Source organism: Collimonas fungivorans Ter331 (assembly GCF_000221045.1).
Classification (GTDB): Bacteria; Pseudomonadota; Gammaproteobacteria; order Burkholderiales; family Burkholderiaceae_D; genus Collimonas; species Collimonas fungivorans_A.
Genome location: NC_015856.1, coordinates 3,054,398 through 3,073,567, shown reverse-complemented (window position 1 = coordinate 3,073,567; position 19,170 = coordinate 3,054,398). Strand labels below are relative to the sequence as shown.

Annotated in this window: 20 protein-coding genes, 1 tRNA gene and 1 pseudogene; 15 read left to right on the top strand and 7 right to left on the bottom strand. The window is 55.8% G+C overall.

The annotated features are described in order from the left end of the window. Nucleotides 1–14: 14 nt before the first annotated feature. Nucleotides 15–263 (bottom strand): hypothetical protein, encoded by a 249-nt coding sequence (locus CFU_RS24505; RefSeq protein WP_148264837.1) that lies wholly within the window; start codon nt 261–263, stop codon nt 15–17. Nucleotides 264–357: 94 nt separating this feature from the next. Here CFU_RS24505 and CFU_RS13350 point away from each other — a divergent pair, with 94 nt between their 5' ends. The 8 genes from CFU_RS13350 (at nt 358) to CFU_RS23880 (ending at nt 5,184) form a co-directional block, all read left to right on the top strand. Beyond that, nucleotides 358–981 (top strand): TetR/AcrR family transcriptional regulator, encoded by a 624-nt coding sequence (locus tag CFU_RS13350; protein WP_014006569.1) that lies wholly within the window; start codon nt 358–360, stop codon nt 979–981. A gap of 177 nt (nt 982–1,158) precedes the next feature. Continuing rightward, a complete protein-coding gene (locus CFU_RS23340; RefSeq protein ID WP_014006568.1) occupies nt 1,159–1,632 on the top strand; it encodes a transposase in 474 nt (157 codons plus the stop codon). Between the two features lie 114 nt (nt 1,633–1,746). Continuing rightward, a tRNA-Lys gene (locus CFU_RS13340) sits at nt 1,747–1,822 on the top strand. Between the two features lie 111 nt (nt 1,823–1,933). Further along, nucleotides 1,934–2,275 carry a hypothetical protein gene (locus CFU_RS25200; protein WP_238531307.1) on the top strand — a complete coding sequence of 114 codons (342 nt, stop codon included), beginning with the start codon at nt 1,934–1,936 and terminating at the stop codon, nt 2,273–2,275. A gap of 131 nt (nt 2,276–2,406) precedes the next feature. Beyond that, the gene (locus CFU_RS25195) at nt 2,407–3,006 is read left to right on the top strand and encodes a site-specific integrase (protein WP_014006566.1); all 600 of its coding nucleotides are present in this window, start codon (nt 2,407–2,409) and stop codon (nt 3,004–3,006) included. A 580-nt stretch (nt 3,007–3,586) separates the two neighbouring features. Further along, the gene (locus CFU_RS13330) at nt 3,587–3,790 is read left to right on the top strand and encodes a hypothetical protein (RefSeq protein WP_041742023.1); all 204 of its coding nucleotides are present in this window, start codon (nt 3,587–3,589) and stop codon (nt 3,788–3,790) included. A gap of 19 nt (nt 3,791–3,809) precedes the next feature. Next, complete coding sequence (locus CFU_RS13325) at nt 3,810–4,988, top strand: reverse transcriptase family protein (RefSeq protein ID WP_014006565.1); 1,179 nt, start codon at nt 3,810–3,812, stop codon at nt 4,986–4,988. After that, complete coding sequence (locus tag CFU_RS23880) at nt 4,981–5,184, top strand: cold shock domain-containing protein (RefSeq protein ID WP_081466470.1); 204 nt, start codon at nt 4,981–4,983, stop codon at nt 5,182–5,184. Before CFU_RS13325 ends, CFU_RS23880 begins: the two co-directional genes overlap by 8 nt. Before the next feature lie 375 nt (nt 5,185–5,559). On the opposite strand, the pseudogene CFU_RS23875 reads toward CFU_RS23880, so the two are convergent. Next, nucleotides 5,560–5,884, bottom strand: a pseudogene (locus CFU_RS23875) (helix-turn-helix domain-containing protein); the annotation flags it as partial. 134 nt (nt 5,885–6,018) lie between these two features. Between CFU_RS23875 and CFU_RS13320 the strand changes: the two are divergent. Beyond that, on the top strand, nt 6,019–6,813 hold the full coding sequence (locus CFU_RS13320) for a DUF2971 domain-containing protein (protein WP_190275153.1): 795 nt from the start codon (nt 6,019–6,021) through the stop codon (nt 6,811–6,813). A 450-nt stretch (nt 6,814–7,263) separates the two neighbouring features. On the opposite strand, the gene CFU_RS13315 is transcribed toward CFU_RS13320, so the two are convergent. Then, nucleotides 7,264–8,457, bottom strand: coding sequence for a phytanoyl-CoA dioxygenase family protein (locus CFU_RS13315; protein WP_014006563.1), 1,194 nt, complete (start codon nt 8,455–8,457; stop codon nt 7,264–7,266). Between the two features lie 98 nt (nt 8,458–8,555). On the opposite strand from CFU_RS13315, the gene CFU_RS13310 reads away from it, so the two are divergent. Next, nucleotides 8,556–9,611 carry a LacI family DNA-binding transcriptional regulator gene (locus tag CFU_RS13310; RefSeq protein WP_041742017.1) on the top strand — a complete coding sequence of 352 codons (1,056 nt, stop codon included), beginning with the start codon at nt 8,556–8,558 and terminating at the stop codon, nt 9,609–9,611. A gap of 4 nt (nt 9,612–9,615) precedes the next feature. Here the strand turns inward: CFU_RS13310 and CFU_RS13305 are convergent, their stop codons facing one another. Then, on the bottom strand, nt 9,616–11,160 hold the full coding sequence (locus CFU_RS13305) for a S41 family peptidase (protein WP_014006560.1): 1,545 nt from the start codon (nt 11,158–11,160) through the stop codon (nt 9,616–9,618). 203 nt (nt 11,161–11,363) lie between these two features. Between CFU_RS13305 and CFU_RS13300 the strand changes: the two genes are divergently transcribed. Further along, nucleotides 11,364–12,245: a prohibitin family protein gene (locus tag CFU_RS13300; RefSeq protein WP_041743454.1), complete on the top strand. Its 882-nt coding sequence runs from the start codon at nt 11,364–11,366 to the stop codon at nt 12,243–12,245. Between the two features lie 398 nt (nt 12,246–12,643). Further along, the gene (locus tag CFU_RS13295; protein ID WP_148264835.1) at nt 12,644–13,831 is read left to right on the top strand and encodes an acyltransferase family protein; all 1,188 of its coding nucleotides are present in this window, start codon (nt 12,644–12,646) and stop codon (nt 13,829–13,831) included. Nucleotides 13,832–13,836: 5 nt separating this feature from the next. On the opposite strand, the gene CFU_RS13290 is transcribed toward CFU_RS13295, so the two are convergent. Then, nucleotides 13,837–14,379 carry a GNAT family N-acetyltransferase gene (locus CFU_RS13290; protein WP_014006557.1) on the bottom strand — a complete coding sequence of 181 codons (543 nt, stop codon included), beginning with the start codon at nt 14,377–14,379 and terminating at the stop codon, nt 13,837–13,839. Between the two features lie 9 nt (nt 14,380–14,388). Beyond that, a complete protein-coding gene (locus CFU_RS13285) occupies nt 14,389–14,958 on the bottom strand; it encodes a helix-turn-helix domain-containing protein (RefSeq protein ID WP_041742013.1) in 570 nt (189 codons plus the stop codon). A 248-nt stretch (nt 14,959–15,206) separates the two neighbouring features. Here CFU_RS13285 and CFU_RS13280 point away from each other — a divergent pair, with 248 nt between their 5' ends. The 3 genes from CFU_RS13280 to CFU_RS13270 all read left to right on the top strand — a co-directional run bounded on the left by CFU_RS13280 (nt 15,207) and on the right by CFU_RS13270 (nt 17,367). Next, the gene (locus CFU_RS13280) at nt 15,207–16,451 is read left to right on the top strand and encodes a DUF6596 domain-containing protein (protein WP_041742011.1); all 1,245 of its coding nucleotides are present in this window, start codon (nt 15,207–15,209) and stop codon (nt 16,449–16,451) included. A gap of 131 nt (nt 16,452–16,582) precedes the next feature. After that, nucleotides 16,583–16,945 carry a YciI family protein gene (locus tag CFU_RS13275; protein WP_041742009.1) on the top strand — a complete coding sequence of 121 codons (363 nt, stop codon included), beginning with the start codon at nt 16,583–16,585 and terminating at the stop codon, nt 16,943–16,945. 20 nt (nt 16,946–16,965) lie between these two features. Next, nucleotides 16,966–17,367 carry a VOC family protein gene (locus tag CFU_RS13270; RefSeq protein ID WP_014006553.1) on the top strand — a complete coding sequence of 134 codons (402 nt, stop codon included), beginning with the start codon at nt 16,966–16,968 and terminating at the stop codon, nt 17,365–17,367. A 16-nt stretch (nt 17,368–17,383) separates the two neighbouring features. On the opposite strand, the gene CFU_RS13265 is transcribed toward CFU_RS13270, so the two are convergent. After that, a complete protein-coding gene (locus CFU_RS13265) occupies nt 17,384–19,159 on the bottom strand; it encodes a C13 family peptidase (RefSeq protein ID WP_014006552.1) in 1,776 nt (591 codons plus the stop codon). Nucleotides 19,160–19,170 lie beyond the last annotated feature (11 nt).

The following is a 19,170-nucleotide window of genomic DNA, read 5'->3' as shown; positions in this document are numbered from 1 at the left end:
CGGGAGCGCTGGGCCTATGAAAGGGATTGCAGCTTGGCCTGGAGATCGACATCGGCGTTCTTGACTGGCTTGGATTGCTTCAAATCATGATTAGCAATGTATGGCTGACTGGCTGTCAGCCGATAGCCGCTTACTGGACGCTTCTTGTCTGATCCTCCAAATGTGCCGGTTTTTCCCTTACCTGAAAGCAAAAAAACGCGCTCGGAAAACATCAAATTTAATTCTGTGAGACACTGATGTTTCCATTTAGCCACATCCGGCATCTGCAGAATTTCTATTCAATAGCGATCACTACGAATTGGAGTACGACTCTAACGGGGTTGTTTTACGCTGTCAAGTAGTTTAATATCGATCACTATGGAAATGACACAAGACAAGCCGCGCAAGAAGGCCGGCCGTCCTTTATCGTTCGATAGGGAACTTGCGCTGGAACGCGCGATGCTGGTTTTTTGGCGTTACGGATATGAGGCGACGTCGCTCAACGACCTCACCTGCGCCATGGGAATCACGCCGCCCAGCCTGTATACGGCCTTCGGCGACAAGGAACGCCTGTTTCTGGAAGCAGTGGAATATTATCTTGCAAAGAAGCCATGTTTTTTCGAGTCGATCGTGGCCGAGCCGCTGACGGCTAAGGAAAGCATCCGCAGCTACCTCGAAGTAATCGCCATCTCGCAAACCGATCCCAACCAGCCGCCCGGTTGCATGGTGGTGACTTCAGCCACCAATTGCACCGCCGCCTCTTCGCATGTGCAGGAAGTACTGGCGGATTACCGCGGGCAGATGGAGGCCGGCATCAAGGACCGGCTGGACCGCGGCGTGCGCGAGGGCGAATTGGCTGCCGACACCGATACCGCCGCGATGGCGAGTTTTTTCGTGACAGTCATCCACGGCATGTCGACCCAGGCGCGCGACAACGCCGGGCGCGAGAAGCTGCTGGCGATCGGTGCGCAAGCGATGCGCGCCTGGCCTGATCCGCTTTAAGACGATCAGTAGGTCTTTGATGTATGGCCTTTGACGCAGGCCTGGCCTTTCAATTTCAGACATCTCTTATATTCCTTAACGTACCCCATCGCTAGAATGTCAAGCTGGTGCCTCGGCTCGCCGCCATGAGCGGCCGAGGCGGGTAGCGCAACCACATTCTTTCTGGAGGAGGCGGCCATGAGCCTGGTGCATAAGCAGCAAATCAAACTTCGGGACGGGCAATGGCAAAAGCTTGAGCCGCTCCTGACCGGGAAACAGAGCGATCCCGGCGCCAATGCAAAAAACAACCGTCTGTTCATCGAGGCCGTGCTGTGGATAGTGCTCAACAAAGGTTCGTGGCGCTGCCTGCCCGAGCGGTTCGGCAGTTCAAGCACGGTCTACATGCGTTTCCGGCGCTGGACCGAATGCGATTTCTGGCGCCAGCTGGCGCAAAGCCAGGCCGACGACAAGGAGTTGGCGCAGACGCTGGGGAAAATTGTCGAATACAGCGATTTGTATACCCGGCGCATTGAACAGCGCTTGCTGAGAAAAGCCCAGAAGACGCTCTACAGGTCTGCGATAGCGGCTGCCAAGGCGGCCCGTCCGGCCGGGCGCACCCAGGTCGCGGTGGACGAATCAACCTTGCACTGGGTGGGACTGGTCACGGCATGACGGCGCTGCCGGCGCTTGGAAGAGGCGGAAACAACGGCGAATATTTAATTCGATAGAAATTCCTACGAAGAACTAGCAAAAATAATAAACAGCCGCTATAATTCGTCCCCTGTTGGGGCGTTAGCTCAGCTGGTAGAGCAGCGGACTCTTAATCCGTAGGTCGTGTGTTCGAATCACACACGCCCCACCAACAGTATTCAGGTATGGAAATCAAGCACTTGCGAGTAATCGCAGTGCTTTTTTTTCGTCTATTTATTCCCGGCAGGATTCAAAAACTGGCCTTTGCCGGAAATCTGCCGGAATGAAAAAATCCAGACCAAGCGCTTTATCAACAATTGGGAAGTCTGGAATGGCATACATCAAGGAACGCGGTGCATATTGGCGGGCGGAAGTTCGTCGCAAAGGATATAAACCTACGTATCGCACATTCGATACGCAAAAGCAGGCCCAGCAGTGGGCGCGCCGCGTAGAGTCGGAAATGGATTCAGGCCTATACGTTGACAGGGCTGAAGCGGAACGTACCACTCTGCGCGAGGCGTTGGAGCGCTACAACCGAGATATCGTCCCAGCCAAGCGACATCCATATCAAGAAACCTGTCGCATCAACCGATGGTTGCAAAATGACTTTGCTACCGCACCCTAGCAAATCTGAAAGGTGCAGATTTCGCAGTTTACAGAGATAAAAGGCGCGAAGCAGGTCGAGCAGAAAATACAATTCGCCTGGAACTCCAGCTTATCAGTCATCTATATGAGATTGCGCGTAAAGAATGGGGAATGGAAAATCTTGCCAATCCACTGAAAAATATTCGTAAACCGGCTGGCAGTCGTGCGCGCAATCGCCGCCTGGAAACAGGGGAGTACGATCTCATTCTTGGTCGATTAAAAGCAAGTGAAAACCCGTATGCCGCGTGCGCTTTTGATCTGGCAATAGAAACAAGCCTGCGGCAAGGAATGCTGTTTAAAGTTAGGTGGGAGTGGGTGAATCTTTCCGCGCGGATGATACGGTTCCCGGCCAGCACCGTGGAAATTTCGAATAAAGGGGTGCCGGCGGCATTGCCCTTATCTAGGCGTGCTATCGAGGTGCTGCAGTCTATCTGCCCTCGGAATGACAAAGGCGAAATTGTGCAACCAAGCGCCGGACTTGTGCTGGCCACTACGGCGAACGCAATCATTTGCATCTGGAAACGCGCGCTGGCCAAAGTGAAAATCGAAGACCTGCGCTGGCACGATCTACGTCACGAAGCTGCCTCGCGGCTATTCGAAAAGGGATTTCATCCAATGGAGGTGGCCAGTATCACCGGGCATAAAAGCATGCAGATGCTCAAGAGGTACACTCACCTCAAACCGGAAAGTCTTTTGGAGAGATTGGGGTGATATGCGAGGCCGGATATCGCAAGATACCGTCGATAAATATATGGCCGCTCAGGGGCGGGTGGGCTGCCCGTTGCAGTGCGGCCAATTTCGGCGGGAAAAGACTGGAGCAGGATGGTCGCGCCAAGGATAGCGAAGCGTACTGTACCGCTCTTTCTCATTACTTTTAGATCGGGCGGTCTTCCTTGTTAGGTGAGCATTCGAGAAAATCTAGTACAGTTTGACAATGTTTTTTTTGTACGATACCATCAAGAAACAGGGCGATATGCCTTGCTGTCGTGTTTTCGCTCTTTAACAAGCATACTTTATGTGTTGAGATTGACTGGGTGTCCAAGTCGGAATCCATTTGGCTTTCGACGATATCACTTGATATCTCTACCGGGACGTTGGCCCGCAGGCCGCGCTAAAGGCGCGCGCCGCGTGGACCAAAATGCCGGTGAACTTATAGCAACAGCAGTAAGACGATAAAAGTGGCGGAGTTAACCCAACCAGGTTACACCTCACCAATGGTCAAAATAGATTCATTAAGGCTAGTCGGGCTATCTTTTTTAGGTAGTCATAACCCCTTATAAGGAATATTCCTATGAATCTGTTAATCATCATTAAACTCGCACATACAAGTATTAACCGCAATGTTTCGTCGGAAGCGAAACAATTTGCGAGACAGGCCTGGTTGGGGCTAAAAAAAATGGCAGGCGAAAGCCTCTTCAAACTATTTTTTGGTTACGTAACGAGGGCGTTAATTGCGGAAGTTTTGCACTACCTAATTACGCACTTTACTAAGTAACACTTCGTCACCTTTACATATGAAAATTGCATATTCTAATTCTTCTATTGGAAGCGTTGCTGCATTAGCAAAAATGCTTGATGTTACAGAGAATTTCCTCACGCTTGTAGCATCTAAACCAGATGATTTTTACTCCATATCGAAAATTCCAAAAAAGACAGATGGATTCAGAACGATTTCTGACCCTGTAAAAGAACTAAAAATTGTTCAACGCCGCATTGTCCGGCGAATTTTTTCTAAGTGTTCGTTTCCGAGTTATCTATTTGGATCTATCAGGGATGAAATAAATCCTCGCGATTTCGTTCGGAACGCGCAATATCATAGCCAAGCACGAGAGGTTATGGCTTTTGATGTCGAATCTTTCTTTCCATCCGTACGCCCTCAATTTGTAAAAAAAGTTCTTAAGTTCTTATTTAATTTGCCAAACGAAGTTGCTGAAATGCTCGTTTCGCTGATGACTCTTCAGGATGGGCTTCCGCAAGGAGCACCGACTAGTTCGTATGTGGCAAATCTAATTTTTTATGACTGCGAACATAAGATAGTAAAAACTTTGAATGCAATGGGTTTTACCTATTCACGACTCGTTGACGATATAACGGTAAGTTCAAAAACAATAATAAAAAACGAAGAAAGACGCTTTATATATGAGCAAATTAGTAAGATGTTGGGTGAAAAAAAACTGAAGATTAGTCAGCGAAAATATGGGGTTACAAACACTACAGTGATTGGGAAGAAAACTGTTGTAACTGGGCTGGTAGTCGAAGATAAAATGATAAAACTGCCAAAAGAAAAAGTAAAATTAATCGGGCAGATGGTGTACGAGCTTAAGAGCAAGGCGGAGGTTAGTACGACAGATCATGAGTATCATAAATCGTTTAATAAAGCTTCTGGATTGGTCGCTCTCTATAGTCGATTAAATACAAAAAAGGCAGAAATTCATCGTCAACATTTGCGTCAAATTTTGCCAACATATGACAATAAAAAAGCAAAGAAAATAGGGTGGCTCTGCAGGAAATTTATCGGGTATTCAAAACTACACCCAAGTAAATTTTCCGAAGAAGGCTACACTCGTAAATACTACAAGTTCAAACACAAAATTAGTATATTGAGTCGCACAAATCGAACCTTGGCGATTAGCCTAGAGAAAGATTTGAAGCCGCTGAAACCAACATGTTTATTAGCGAGTTTCCATGAATGAGGGACGTGTAAAAAATTTCGATATTCTAAAAGGCTTTGGATTTATTACCCGCCCTAAAGGGAAGGATGTTTTCTTTCATTGGAGTGACATCCAATCAAAGTACGAAGGAGGGGCCGTGGCAGCCGGTACGAGCGTGACCTTTGATATTGATCCAGAAAAAGCTCATCGGGCTAGAAACGTTGTTATCGTCAGTTAGATTCTGTGCTTCCATTATTACGATCTCAGTGAGCTGTTGCACTAGTTAGCTAATGTCTTATCCCAGAATTGTGTAAACCATCGACTTGGCTCTTGTGTATTTGCCTAGACTTTACCTGGCATTGCTACTCAAGCAATATAGCCATACATTGAGAGGCGCCACATCATCCGTCACGGTCTTCTCTCGGGAAGGCATCCAACCAAGGGCCACGGCTGTGCCGCTGAACTCCTCGAAGGATAGTGTTCGCTCGGATAAGGCATTAGAATGTCCAAGAACATCGACTGACTCACAGAGCTGCCAGGCAGATTGGTGCCCAGACTGGACCCAAGCCTGTGCCTTTGCTTGCGAAATTGACCCTATCCTGTTGATCCACTCGCCACTGCCGCGCAAAGGCAGCAACCCGGTCGTACGATCCCTCAAAACCTAGCGCACATAGATCAGCATGGATCTGTTTCAAGCTGCGGCGCTGCTTTCGAGATTTGGCCGCTTCGGTTTTAAGCCAGGATGAAAGTTTGAAGGCGTACTGATCAAGAGCACTGGGAGTGCGTCGATCCCTATAAGCCGGCTCTATGACCTCAGAGCGCAGATAACGTCTGACGGTGTTTCTGGAGATTCCCAAGCGCCTGGCGATCTCCCTCAGGGAGACCTGGTCACGAAGGTGCCAGCGTCGAATAATGCCTAATAATGCCACGTCGATCACTCCAATCTCCCACTCACTATATTGAGTAGGATTGTGTTCTATACGTGGGTCAATTTTCGATGCAAATTATCCAGCTAAGTGGGTCAGTTTTAGACGCAAATCAACATCCGATACAGGACCGTGCTAAGGAAAACATGTATCCAGAATTCTTTTACAAATACCGTTCAATCTCGAAGAAATTTGACGAGATTGCGGATGATCACGCAATTCAAGCTCTATTTAAGAGCTATGGAAATTTCTCTGGTCGAAAGAATTTCAACGACCTATTTGACTCAAAAATAGACTTGGCTAAGCCGACGCCACAACAGTTTAAGGCTTTGCGAAACCACATACACAAGGCTCAAAAGCACATATTTGACGGGCTGACCAAGAGTGGTAAATTTACACAGGCAGGTCACGGACATCTCAATGATCTTGAACAAATGTTCAACGAGCTTATCGACAGCTACGCCGTATATTCACTATCTGCGAAAGCTACCAGCAACTTGATGTGGGCACATTACGCAGATTCGCATAGAGGATTCTGCATTGAATTTAGATCTCAGTACATTCAAGCTCTTCCGGTAACCTACTCCGATAACATTGCCAAGCTTGAGATGATAGACCTGTTTCGCCTTCAGCTCAGTACTGTGGATGAAAACGAACTCGGCAAGAAGGTAGTGGCCGCTTTGAGAGTAAAACTAAAAGAGTGGTCTTATGAGGATGAGTACCGTTATCTAGCGAATGATGAGAATAGCAGAATTCCGGCAGGAAAACTTAGGAAGGAAGTTTATTATCAGCCGGAATTTGTTGAAGCGATCATTTTTGGATGCCGAATGGAGGAGCGGGTAAAGCGATACATTATTCAAAACATGCCCTATCCTGTAAAGTACAAGCAGGCACAAGAAGGCATGAGTACCGTTAACATTGTAGATAGTGATTTAGCTTGATATCTTCATCTGCTCAATACGCAGTCACGCTCTGTTAAAAAGATTCTGTAGCTACACAAAAAGCGTTCATTCTTTTGGACGTGGCAATGCAACGGTAGTGTGAATTTTTTCGTGCAACCTCGAAAGTAGATGCCTCCAAATCTGCCGGAATAATCTGGTGATGAGGGCTGATCTCAAGTGATCGGGAGCCACAGAATCTCTTGTGAGATAGAGTGATCGCTGGTAACCTGTGGCTAGCTTGGTTTGACTCTTAATCCGTAGGTCGTGTGTTCGAATCACACACGCCCCACCAACAGAACATCAGCAGCTGCTGTAGGCATAAGGGTTTCCGTGAGGAAGCCCTTTTTGCTTTGTATGGCGCTTTCCTGATGCTTCTTGTAACGTCGAGTTCGCTTTCAGACTGATTTGCGTTTGATTCGGGACGAATGCTTCCGGGTTGGGGAGTCCGGATCAGGCTTCCTGTAGTGCGGCTTGCCGCCGAATCGCCGAGGTGAAAATGTCGGCCTTCCACGACTCCCTGAGCGTCCGGGCGAACAACATTTGCTGGCTTTCCGGCGCAAGGCCGCCTGCAGGCGGGACATTGTCAAGGTTGGCGGGAAACGGGTAGACCTCGGCGCACGAGGCAATCACCGCATCGGCTTCGGCTTCGCTGATCTTTGACGCCGCGAGCTTATCCAGCAGTACCGGATACAGGACCTCGCACATCCTTGCCCGATTCAACGACTCCATTGCGCGGCCGTAAGCCGAGGAAATCTGCAGCAGGTTGGCCATGCGCTGAACACCTGCCGTCCGGTTTGCCCCTGCGGCATGAAAGAGCGCGGGGCTGAAGAAGATCACGTCGCCTTTCTCGATGGGCAACTGGACGTAGTTGGCCTCAAAATGATCCCGAAAGTCCTGGCGCCGCCATGCAAGATAACCCTCGGCATATCGCTGCGAAAACGGCAGCAGCTTGGTGGGACCGCTTGCCACGGGCATGTCGCTGTGGGCGACGGCGCCTTGCAGCGTCAGGAAAGGCGACATCGCATGGACGTGCGGCGGATAGCGTTCGGCCTCGGCTGCTACCTGGAATCCCAGGTGATAGTCCCGATGCGCCTGTTGTGCATCGCCGCCGGGCCGAACCACGTTCACCTGCGACGTCATCTGAAAGCAGGGCCCCAGCCATGCTTGGGCCGCGGCCACCAGCATTGGGTTGGCGTAGTAACGGGCGAACACGGACGGTGCGCGCAAGCAGAGCTTTTGCTGTGCATTCCAGATCCTGTCGTTGGCCCCCGCTTTTGCGAAATGATCGGCGGCTGCTCCGCCTGCTTCCCGTTCATCGCGGATGATCGCTTCGAAGACCGCCGTCGCATCGTCAATCGGGGTCGGATCGGGAAAGGCGCGCTTCAGCACCAGCACGCCCGGACCGCGATGTAGAACCTCCGCCCACTCAGCCTGCAGATCGGCGCGGGCCACCGCATCGTCGAGCACGCGGCCCAATTCGGCGCAGTCGTAAATCGGCACCTGTTCACATATTTCGCGGGCGTATTCGAGTTGAACGTCATCGCTGCGGTCCTGCAGGACTGCGAGGAAGTCGTGAAGTGAACAATCCTGTTCCCGATACTGTCTGCGCCGCTTTTCGTTTGAGTGTAAGTGGGCTTGATCCATGGCGTCTCCTCGCGTAGTCCTTTCATGATATCCCTCCTGCAGCCGCTTGCGTTACCATAAACACCTCAAAAACACCTCAACCAGGAGCAGCGCCTCCAATGCCGCATCGCTTTCTCATGAAGGAAATCGCCCTGCAGGCCGGCGTCGGCCTGGCCACGGTCGACCGGGTGCTGAATGGCCGGGCACACGTGCGTGAAGGCACCCGCCAGCGGGTTCAGCACGCAATTAAAGAGCTTGAAAGGCAACAGTTTCAGCTAGCGACCAGCGGCCGAAAGCTCGTCGTCGACGTCCTGGTGGAGGCTCCGAGCAGATTTTCCGAAGAGATACGCGAGGCGCTGGAATCTGAACTTCCGATGCTCCGTCCGGCCGTGTTTCGGCCGCGCTTCATGATGCAGGACACCATGACCACCGCCCAGGTCGTGGACGCACTCGAGGCGGTGGGCCGCCGGGGCAGCCATGGCGTATTTCTCAAGGCGCGCGATATTCCCGAGATATCGGAGGCAATTGCCGGGCTGCAGCAACGAGGCATTCCGGTTGTGACCATTTTTACCGATATGCCTGGGTCGGCGCGGATCGCCTATGCGGGCCTTAACAACCGGATGGCGGGCGCAACCGCCGCTTTTCTCATCGGCCAGTGGCTTGCCCGGCCGCAGGGGAATGTCCTGGTAACGATGAGCGATGGCCACTTCAGGGGCGAGGAGGAACGTGAAGCCGGCTTTCGCGACGAACTGCGCAGACGCTATCCGAAATTGATGCTGGTAGACGCCAGTGGCGGGCACGGGCTCGATGTCGAGACTGAGGAACGGGTGCGAAGGGCTGTCGGTAGAAAAAGAGAAGTCGCGGCGGTGTATTCAATGGGCGGTGGGAATGTCGCGATACTCCGTGCCCTGCATGCCATGGGGAAAGCGCCAAAGTGCTTCATCGCGCATGACCTCGACCGGGACAACATGCGCCTGCTGCGAGACGGGCAGATCAGCGCGGTATTGCATCATGACCTGCGACAGGACATGAGGAACGCCTGCCACCAGATCATGCATTTCCACAAACTGCTGCCTGTGTCGGCCATCGGCGATTCGTCGTCCGTGGTTGTGGTCACCCCGGTGAACATCCCGCAATACATAGACCGTCGTTTTGGCAAAAACCGTCAGAAATAGTCTGTTAAGTTTTCTGCCTGGTTTCCTGCATATCAAATTTCATGCACGCCGGCTGCGCCGGCATGAACCTCGGGTTCACCCTCACCACCTGCACCGGCTTGCCGGCCAGCGCGTTGAGCGCCTGTTCCAGCTGCCAATCCTTGGCGGTCCCGAATTCCTTTTGCGGCAGCGCCGCGCTGTTGGCCGGGTCCAGCTTGGCAAGCGCACGCCGGTCACGCAGGCGCTGGCGTTCCTTGCGCACGTCGGCGAAGGGATCGGGCGCCGGCTTGTTGGCGTAGGCGGCGCGCGGGATATCGACTTCGCGATAACCGAGCAGGACGCCATCCATGTCAGCGTCTTTGCGCGGCGGCACGATCCAGTCAGGCACTACGCCATAGCCTTCCATCGGACAACCGTTCGGCCGCAAGTTGCGCGCATTGCTCCAGACGACGTAAGTACCGTCGCGCGTGCCGACGCCGGTTTGCGCCATGCCCTTGCCATAGGTCGGAGTGCCCAGCAGCCTGGCGCGGCCGAGGTCTTTCAGGGCGGCGGCGGTGGCTTCGGCAGCTGAGGCGCTTTGGCCGTCGACCAGCACAATGAGCGGCACGCTACGCCACCAGTCGTCACCTTGCAGTGGCGCCAGCGGATCCTGGCCCTGCATCACCGGCAGGTCATAATCCGGCCAGTTGGTGCTGATGCGGTGCTGGATCTTGTCGTCGCGCTGCAGCGTCACCATTGCCGTCTTGTCGCGGCCGGTGAACAGCGCCGTAATGCCGATCGCCGCATTAAGCGCGCCGCCGCCGTTGATGCGCAGATCGAGGATCACTGCCGCGGCCGGCGGTCCCTTTTTACGTTCCGCTTGCACCACGTCTATGTAATCGCCGATGGTGGGCTCAGGAAAACTGGCCAGCCGGGTATACAGCACATTGCCGTCGAGCCGCCTGGCGCTGGCCGGCCTTGGCTTGATGATTGCGCGCAGCGGTGAGAACTCCAACCGTTGCTGGGATGCGCCGCGCAGCAGCGTCAGCTTGAGCGGCGCACCGGCTTCGCCGTTGGCGTACTTGGCGATTTCGGTATTGTCGATGCCTACCATGCTGTTGCCGTCCATCGCCACCACCAGGTCGCCGGTGCGCACCCCGGCTTGCGCGGCGGGCGCGTCGGGCACCACATCGATAATATGCAAGCCATCCGGCAAGGTTTCGAAAATGATGCCGATGCCGGGCGTGCCGTTGCGCGTGCGCTGGTCTTTTTTTACCTGCTCTTGCTGTTCCTGCGCATTGAGGAAGCGGGCGTAGGGCAGGGTCTTGACGCCGAGGCGGATGGTTTCGTCGAGGAAGGCCGGGACATCGATCTCCGTCAGGTGTTCTTTCTTGAGCACGTCTACTACCGACTTGAGCTCGCAGATCTGCGCTTCCCAGTCGGGCGGGCAGGGCGAGGCTTCGGCTGCGTGAACCGGCGCGCAAAAAAAGGCGGCGCAGAACAGCATAGGCAGCAGCGCAAATGCGGATCGATGTGGGGACGAGGGGGCAACAGGAGCTGGTTCGCTTGCAGTCGTGGCTGGGTTGTGCATTTTTCTGTCATCCGATAGAAAAATTGAAGATTGGAAATAATGTCATGTTAACACTACAATCGGGGTGCAATATGATTGCCTGACCAAGTGACCGGAACGGCAGCGAGCTAGGTGAGGGCCTAGATCGCCAGCCTTGGGAAGAATTACATATAAGCGGCGTTTGATTAGCCATGGTTGTCGGTTTTTACAATAAGGGGAAATGCATGCCTGAGTTTCAGAACAAGAAGCCGGTGAAACTGGTTTTGATTGCAGTTGTCGCCATTGTCGTTTTGATGTGGATCTGGCCATTCGGATCGGTGCCTACCGGTAACCGCGGCGTGGTAACTTCGTTCGGGAAGATCGTCGGCATCGAGAACGAAGGGCTGGTCATCCTGCCGCCATGGAAGAAGCTGACCATCTTCAGCATCCGCGCCGAACGGGCAGACGTTGAAGATGCCGAGGGCAGCACCTCGGATACCCAGCCGGTCAAAGTCAGCATGACTGTCCGTTATTCGATTTCCACCAACAGCGTCGCCGAGGTCTACGAGAAATACAGCCACGACGGCGATTTGTCCTCCTATGTCCAGACCGCAACCCAGGAAGTGTTCAAGGCGGTCACCGCAAAATACAGCGCTCCCGACTTGATCGCGCGCCGCTCGCAAGTGAGCGGAGACATCAGCGCCGCGCTGCGCGAGAAACTGAAAGTGTACGGTGCGCAGGTGATCGGCATCGATATGCGGACTTTTTCCTTTTCTCCTTCCTACATGGCGGCGATCAACGAAAAAGTAACGCAAGAGCAGTTGCGGCTGGGCGCCGAAAACAAGCTCAAAACGGTGGAGTCGGAGCAAAAGCAGAAAGTCGCCATCGCTGAAGCCGAGGCGCATGCCATGCAGGCGCGTGCCGACGGCGAGGCTTATTCGCAACTGAAGATCGCAACGGCCCAGGCTGAGTCCCTGAAAATCCAGAACGCTGCGCTGGCGCAGAACAAGGATGTCCTGGAGCTGCGTCGCATCGAGGTTGACATGGTCCGCGCCAAACAATGGAAGGGCGATGTCCCGGCCACGATGTACGGTTCCGCGCCGATTCCGTTCGTGACCAACAAGTGAGGCGGGAGGCCCGTCGCGCAGATGTCGCGCCGGCCGGCAAGAGCCTGCATCGGCTGCCTCCGATCGCGGCTGGCCGATGCCGGTTTTGCTTCTGCAGAAAAGCATCAGAAAAAACTTGCATCCGGATAATTCGTGTTGCATACTGGATTTCACGCACAGGCTATCGTGCGTGTCCAGAAAATGTTTGATGGCAGATACTTGAGTAGATTCATTCGCGGCGTAGTCACTTTGCAGATAGCACGGGAATACGCGAATCTCCTCAAGTATCGGTCATTGCAAAGCTCGCTTCGGCGGGCTTTTTTTATGTGATATGCGCAGCAAGGGCCGATACGCGCCATGTCCGGAAAAATGCCGGCGGCCTGCAGCCGGCTCCCGATCAATCCCGCCATTTACTCACCATGCTGCCCGCCATCCGCCATCCTGTAAATCAATCGCATCGCAACCACGGCCTGGACACGCTGCGCGCCGCGGCGATCACGCTGGTATTCATGTACCACTACATGGCGTTTGTCAGCGGCTCAGCCACATTCGGCTGGGCCAGCAAGGTGGGTTGGACCGGAGTCGACCTGTTTTTTGTGCTGAGCGGATACCTTATCAGCAACCAGATCTTTGCCGGCGTCGCTCGCGGGCAGCAGCTTTCGCTCAGGTATTTCTACGCCAGGAGATTCCTGCGGACGCTGCCCAATTTCTACTTTGTGCTGGCGCTCTATTTTCTGTTTCCCGTGGTAATGGGAGGAAATGCGCCGCCGCCGTTGTGGCGCTTCCTCACTTTCACGCAGAATCTGTGGCTGCAGCCGGGAACCGCTTTTTCCCATGCCTGGTCGCTGTGCATAGAGGAACAGTTTTATCTGTTGTTGCCGGCCGCCGTCATCCTCGCCGCCAGGTATGGCAAGTCGATCCGGCTGGCCTGGGTCGCCCTCGGCCTGCTGATGCTGGCCGGGATCGCGCTGCGCAGCCTACTGTGGCTGCAGTATGGACGGGAGGCCGGCGGTGCGGTCGGTGGCTATTACCCGAATGTCTACTACTCGAGCTTTTGCCGCTTTGATGAGTTCCTGCCGGGTATTGCTGTCGCCATCCTGAAGAATTTTCACCGCGATCTCTGGCAAAAGATCCTGCGCCGCGGCCACTTGTTCTTGTTTTTCGGCGCCCTGGCGGTGGCGCTGCTTTTCTACCTGGCCGTCAATTATTACTATATCGAGGGCTATGGCTACGGCTTCTTCATGAGCGGATTCGGCTATTCGCTGATTGCCGTCGCCTTCGCGCTGCTGGTGGTCGCCGCGCTCAGTCCGTGCAGCTACCTGTACCGCTGGCGGATACCGGGCGCAGCCCAGCTGGCCGCATGGTCTTACGCCATCTACCTGATGCACAAGCCGCTCGCGATGATCGCTCACCCGATCCTGAAACGCGCCGGCATTGACCCGGCGGTCGAAGTTGTTCTGATCGCCTTGATCAGCATCGTGGGCGGATACTTGCTGTATCGATTGGTCGAAACGCCTTTCATGAAGCTGCGCGATGCGCGTTTCCCCAGCAACTTTGGCGCCGGCGCCGCACCGCCGCAAACAGAGCTCCCCGCTTACACGAAGTAGCCGGCTCAGGCTGCCGTGCCGTTTCCTATGTGCTTGTAGAAGACGGTCGTGGCGCACAAGCGGCCATCCGGCCATAGCGCATAGTCGGGAATCACGCCGGACACCTGCCATCCCAGCCGTTTGTATAGCTGCTCCGCTGGGCTGCCGGTGACCGTATCGAGCACCAGCAAGCGTTTCCCGGCGAGCGCAGCGGCGTGTTCCGCCGCCGTCACCAGCGCTGCTCCCAAACCGGCGCGCCGCGCCTTGCGATGAACCAGCAGTTTCGCCACGTCGGCGCGATGCGGCTGGTTTTCCGGCTGGCTCAGCACCACCTGCACCGTGCCGAGAATCGTACCGTCCTGGTCCTGGGCCACCAGCAGCAAACGTTCGCCGGCGGCTACGCCGGGAGCGACGCCATTCCAGAAATTGTCCGCACGGCTGCGCGTCAGGGGATGCATGAAGCTGACCGAGGCGCCGCCGTCGACGCAATCGATCAGGATCTCGCTCAGGGCGTTAATTGCGGCCGGATCAAGCGCGTCCAGGCGACGGATTTGTATGTTGTCTTGCATGGCGGTTCCTTATTGGCGCGCGTTGTCCGTGCTGCTGGCGACGGCGTAAAGCGCAGGTTTGCGATGGGGGTTGTGGTAGGCGACCGGGCTGTCCAGCTGGAACGCCAGGCAGTCGCCGGCTGCGAGCGAATATTGCGCGGCGCCGACGGCGATATCCATCTTGCCTTCCAGGATCCATACCTGCTGGTAGACCAGGGCTTCGCGCGCGGCGGTTTCGTAAGTGACCCGGGCGCCGGCCGGAAACAGCACTTCCACGATCCGCAGCGGCGATTGCGGGTCCGGCGGCGAGATATTGCGGCGCACGTAGCCCGATTGCGGATCGCGCCATTGCGGCTGGTCGGCATGGCGGATGAGGGGGGCGGTTTGCGGCTGCGGATCTTCGAACAGGGCGGGCAGCATCACGCCGAGCCCGGTCGCCAGTTTTTCCAGGACCACCGCAGTGGCGTTGCTTTGCCCTCTCTCGATCAGGGAAATCATGGAACGGCTGACGCTGCACCGGGTAGCCAGCGCATCCAGCGACAGGCCGCGTTCCTGGCGCAAGAAGCTGACGCGGGCGGCAATGCGGGCGTTGATGTCCATGGGAGACGATTCCTCGGTTTCTATAATAATGGAATTATTTTCTATTATATTGGATGGTGAAGTCAAGCCCAGAATCTGTAGCGCCGCCGGACCGGCGAGCTTGGCAGGGCAGCGATTCAATGTATTATTCTCGTGGGACAGGGAGCGACGGCGCTGTCCGAATAAACAGCCATCGCCAGGCGGTGTGCTGCACCGCGCAAAAAAACTATCAAGAGACGACCCCAATACGATGCCGACACGATGCCCGCATGATGTCAACTAGCGCCACGATCGAAGGTATTTACCGCAGCGAATCGCGCCGCGTGTTCGCCACGCTGATCCGCCTGCTGGGCGACTTCGACCTGGCCGAAGAAGCCTTGCAAGATGCGTTCAAAGCGGCGATGGAGCAATGGCCGCGCGACGGCATCCCCGACAAGCCCGTGCCGTGGCTGGTGTCGGCAGGGCGCTTCAAGGCCATCGACGGCATACGCCGCCGCGCCAGGTTCACCGCCTACGACGAGGTGGCGGAATCGATCGAGGCGATCGCCGACGACAGCCAGGCCCCGGACGACGACCGCGAGCATGTCGAGGACGATCGCCTGCGCCTGATCTTCACCTGCTGCCATCCCTCGCTGGCGCCGGACGCGCAGATTGCGCTGACCTTGCGCGAAGTCTGCGGCCTGAGCACGGAAGAGATCGCCCATGCCTTCCTGACGCCGGCGCCGACGCTGGCGCAGCGCATCGTGCGCGCCAAGGCCAAGATCCGCGACGCCCGCATTCCGTACCAGGTTCCCGGCCGCGACGCATTGCCGGCGCGCCTGCACACGGTGCTGCGCGTCATTTACCTGGTGTTCAACGAAGGCTATTCCGCCTCCTCGGGCGAGACGCTGACGCGCCATGACCTGTCGCAGGAAGCGATCCGTCTCACGCGGCTGCTGCTGGAACTGTTGCCGGAGTCGGAAGTCATGAGCTTGCTGGCGCTGATGCTGCTGCATGAATCGCGCCGCATCGCGCGCAGCACGACGGCCGGCGACCTGGTGCCGCTGGACGAGCAGGACCGCACTTTGTGGAACGCAGAATATATCGCCGAGGGTTCGGCGCTGGTGGAGCGCGCCTTGTCATCCGGGCGCTTCGGCACATACGGCCTGCAGGCCGCGATTTCCGCCGTGCATGCCGACGCCCGCCACGCCGACGCCACCGACTGGGCGCAGATCGTCGGCCTGTACGACGCCTTGCTGCGGCTGGAGCCTACGCCGGTGATTGAATTGAACCGTGCAGTGGCGGTCGCCATGCACCAGGGGCCGGATGCCGGGCTGGTTTTGGTGGATGGCCTGATTGCCGGCGGCCAGTTGCAAAATTACCATCTGGCGCACGCCGCGCAGGCCGACCTGCATCGGCGCCTGGGCCATGTTGCGGAAGCGCGCGCCGCTTACGGGCGGGCGTTGGCCTTGACCCAGCAAGAACCGGAGCGGCGCTTCCTGCATCGGCGCCTGGCCGGCCTGGCTGAACAATAAAAATATTTGGAGTACTGTCGATTCCGCTGCCTGTGGTTCGACTATTCAGTGTAAGTGCAAATGAAGCGACCCCGGCGGCGCGCCGCGCCACCAGTAGTCACCCATCATCCTCGCCATTATTGGAGACCATCATGAACTATCTGTGCCTTGTCTACCTCGCCCATGACAAGCTGCATGCCTGTCCGGACAGCACCTGTTTCGCCTTCGCCGAGGAACTGCGCGGCAGCGGCCACTTTGTTGCTGGACAAGCGCTGCAGCCGACCGACACGGCCACCACCATCCGGGTGCGCAACGGCCAGATGTCCCTGACCGACGGCCCGTTCGCCGAAACCAAGGAACAGCTGGCGGGTTTCTACATGATAGAAGCCAAGGACCTCAACGAGGCGATCCACTGGGCTTCGAAGATCCCGCCTGCACGCTACGGCAGCATCGAAGTGCGCCCGGTGCGCGAGCTCGATGTCAGCGATATCGCTGCAACGCAGGCAACCGTCTGAATTATCTGAAAGGAACAATCATGCACAAGCAAATCTTCATCAACCTGCCGGTCAAGGACTTGCCGAAATCGAAGGATTTCTTCAAGAGCCTCGGTTATGAGTTCAACCCGAAATTCACCAACGACCAAGGGGCCTGCATGATCCTTGGCGAGAACCTGTACGCCATGCTGCTGGTCGAAGATTTTTTCCAGGGTTTTGCCAAGCAGCCTATATGCGACGCCACCAAGCAGACCGAGGTGCTGGTCTGTGTTTCATGCGACAGCCGCGCCCAGGTCGACAAGCTGGTTGCAGGCGGTCTTGCTGCCGGGGCGAGAACCACGGAAGAACCGCAAGACTACGGTTTCATGTACAGCCACGGTTTCCGCGACCTGGACGGCCACGCATGGGAATTCGCGTATATGGAGCCGGCAGCCAGCGAGTAGCTGGCGGACAGGGGCGCTATCTTTGAGCAGAGGCGGTTTTCGGCTGCGCCTGCCACGTCTTCAGGTACTGGTCGATCAGGGAGGTGTGATATATCTGCGGTTCCGAATGCAACACTTCACTGTCTTTGCCGGCGGATTTGATATCGTCGTTCTCCCAGGTGGCGACCAGGGTTTTGGCCTTGTCGAAAGCTGCACTGAAGGAAGCGCTGCCAGGCAGGGATTTCTGGAAGAAAGCCCGTCCGAAATAGGTGAAGTCGTTGTCGTCGGAACAGCCGAAGGAAGTGCGGTCAGGACGCGCGGCGGCGATCACCATGGTGCGTTCGTCCTTTAACGGATTGATGAAACCGCCGGCATAGCAGGCCGAAACCACCACAACCTTCCAGCGTATGCCGGACTCAGCCAGCATTTTTCCCAGTTCCGTAGCCTTGAGATTGCGCAGTTCCATGCCGTTCTGGGCCAGCATCAGCTGGTGGTCGCGTGAGCCGTGGCTGGTCAGGTACAGGAACAGGATATCCTTTTCCTTGTCCATCCGGCCGGCGATGGCGTTCAGGCTTTCGCGGATGCTGGTGACGGTCGCCATCGGCTGCTGCGACACCGTATTGCGGCTGTTGACCAGTACTACCGAGCGCCCCCGAGTGCCGAAATCGCGGTCGAACTGCTGCTGCACAAAATCCGTTTCGCGGTGAAATACTTCCTGCGAACCGTCGCCGGCGACAGCCAGCAGGTACAGGTTGATCTTGCCCGGTTCACGCGGCGCGACTGCCGCCAGTGCCTTGTCGAGCAGGGCGCGCTGCTGGTACAGCGCGGTTTCTATGTTTTGCTGGGCCTGCGCTTCCGCCGCCGCATTTTCCAGGACCCCTTCGCTCCAGTTGCCGCTGTCCTTGGTGCGGCCGTCTTTTTGCGGCGTGGCGTAAACCAGGGTGCCTTCGCCTTCATAGAGACCGTACGCAAAATTTCCCGTGTACTGGTCGCCTTTGGCATTCCGGTAGATTCCTTGGCCGTGGTATTTCCAGTTCTTGAATCCGCCCTGGTAGCTGCTGCCGTCCTTGCCGGTGTAGCGTCCCTGGCCGACCAGGCGTCCGCCAGAAAAAACGCCTTCGTAGACATTGCCACTGGCATCGGTAAGCCGGCCGCCGCCGTCAGGCAGCCATTTCTTGAAAGCGCCGGCATATCGGGAGCCGTTTTTCCTCTGGAAGATGCCATATCCGGCGAACTCGCCCTTGTCGAATTCTCCTTCATAGAATTCCTCACCTTTTACTTCATAGCGCCCTTTGCCCTGGTATTGACCATTGGCGAATTCACCTTTGTAAGAAGCGTGTCCGTTCGAGTACTTTACTTCACCTTTGCCGGCGTATGCCCCTTGCTTGAACTGGCCGATGTATTCCTCGGTCCTGGAAGTCAGTTTTCCAAAACCGTTGAATTCGTTATTGGCGAAATGCCCGACGTACACGGTGCCTCTGGGATTGACAGCGCGGCCTTGGCCGGATCTCATGCCATCCTTGAACTCGCCTTCGTACAAATAGCCAAGATGTAACTGGTATTTTCCGTTGCCTGAAAACAGTCCTTTTTCAAAACCGCCTTCGTAGGTCGAGCCATTCTCCCATTCCATTTTCCCCTGACCCTGCAATTTGCCGTCCGCCAGCTGGCCGTAATATCGGCCGCCGTCGGGCGTAACAGCGTCGGGGGCGGATGCAGCGGCGCAGACGGTCAGGAATCCCGAGAAAAACACACATAACGCAGTCGCCGCTGGTGCGCGGCCGCTACTGCCGGTGCCGGCTTTATTTTTATGCATGTATTTCCCTG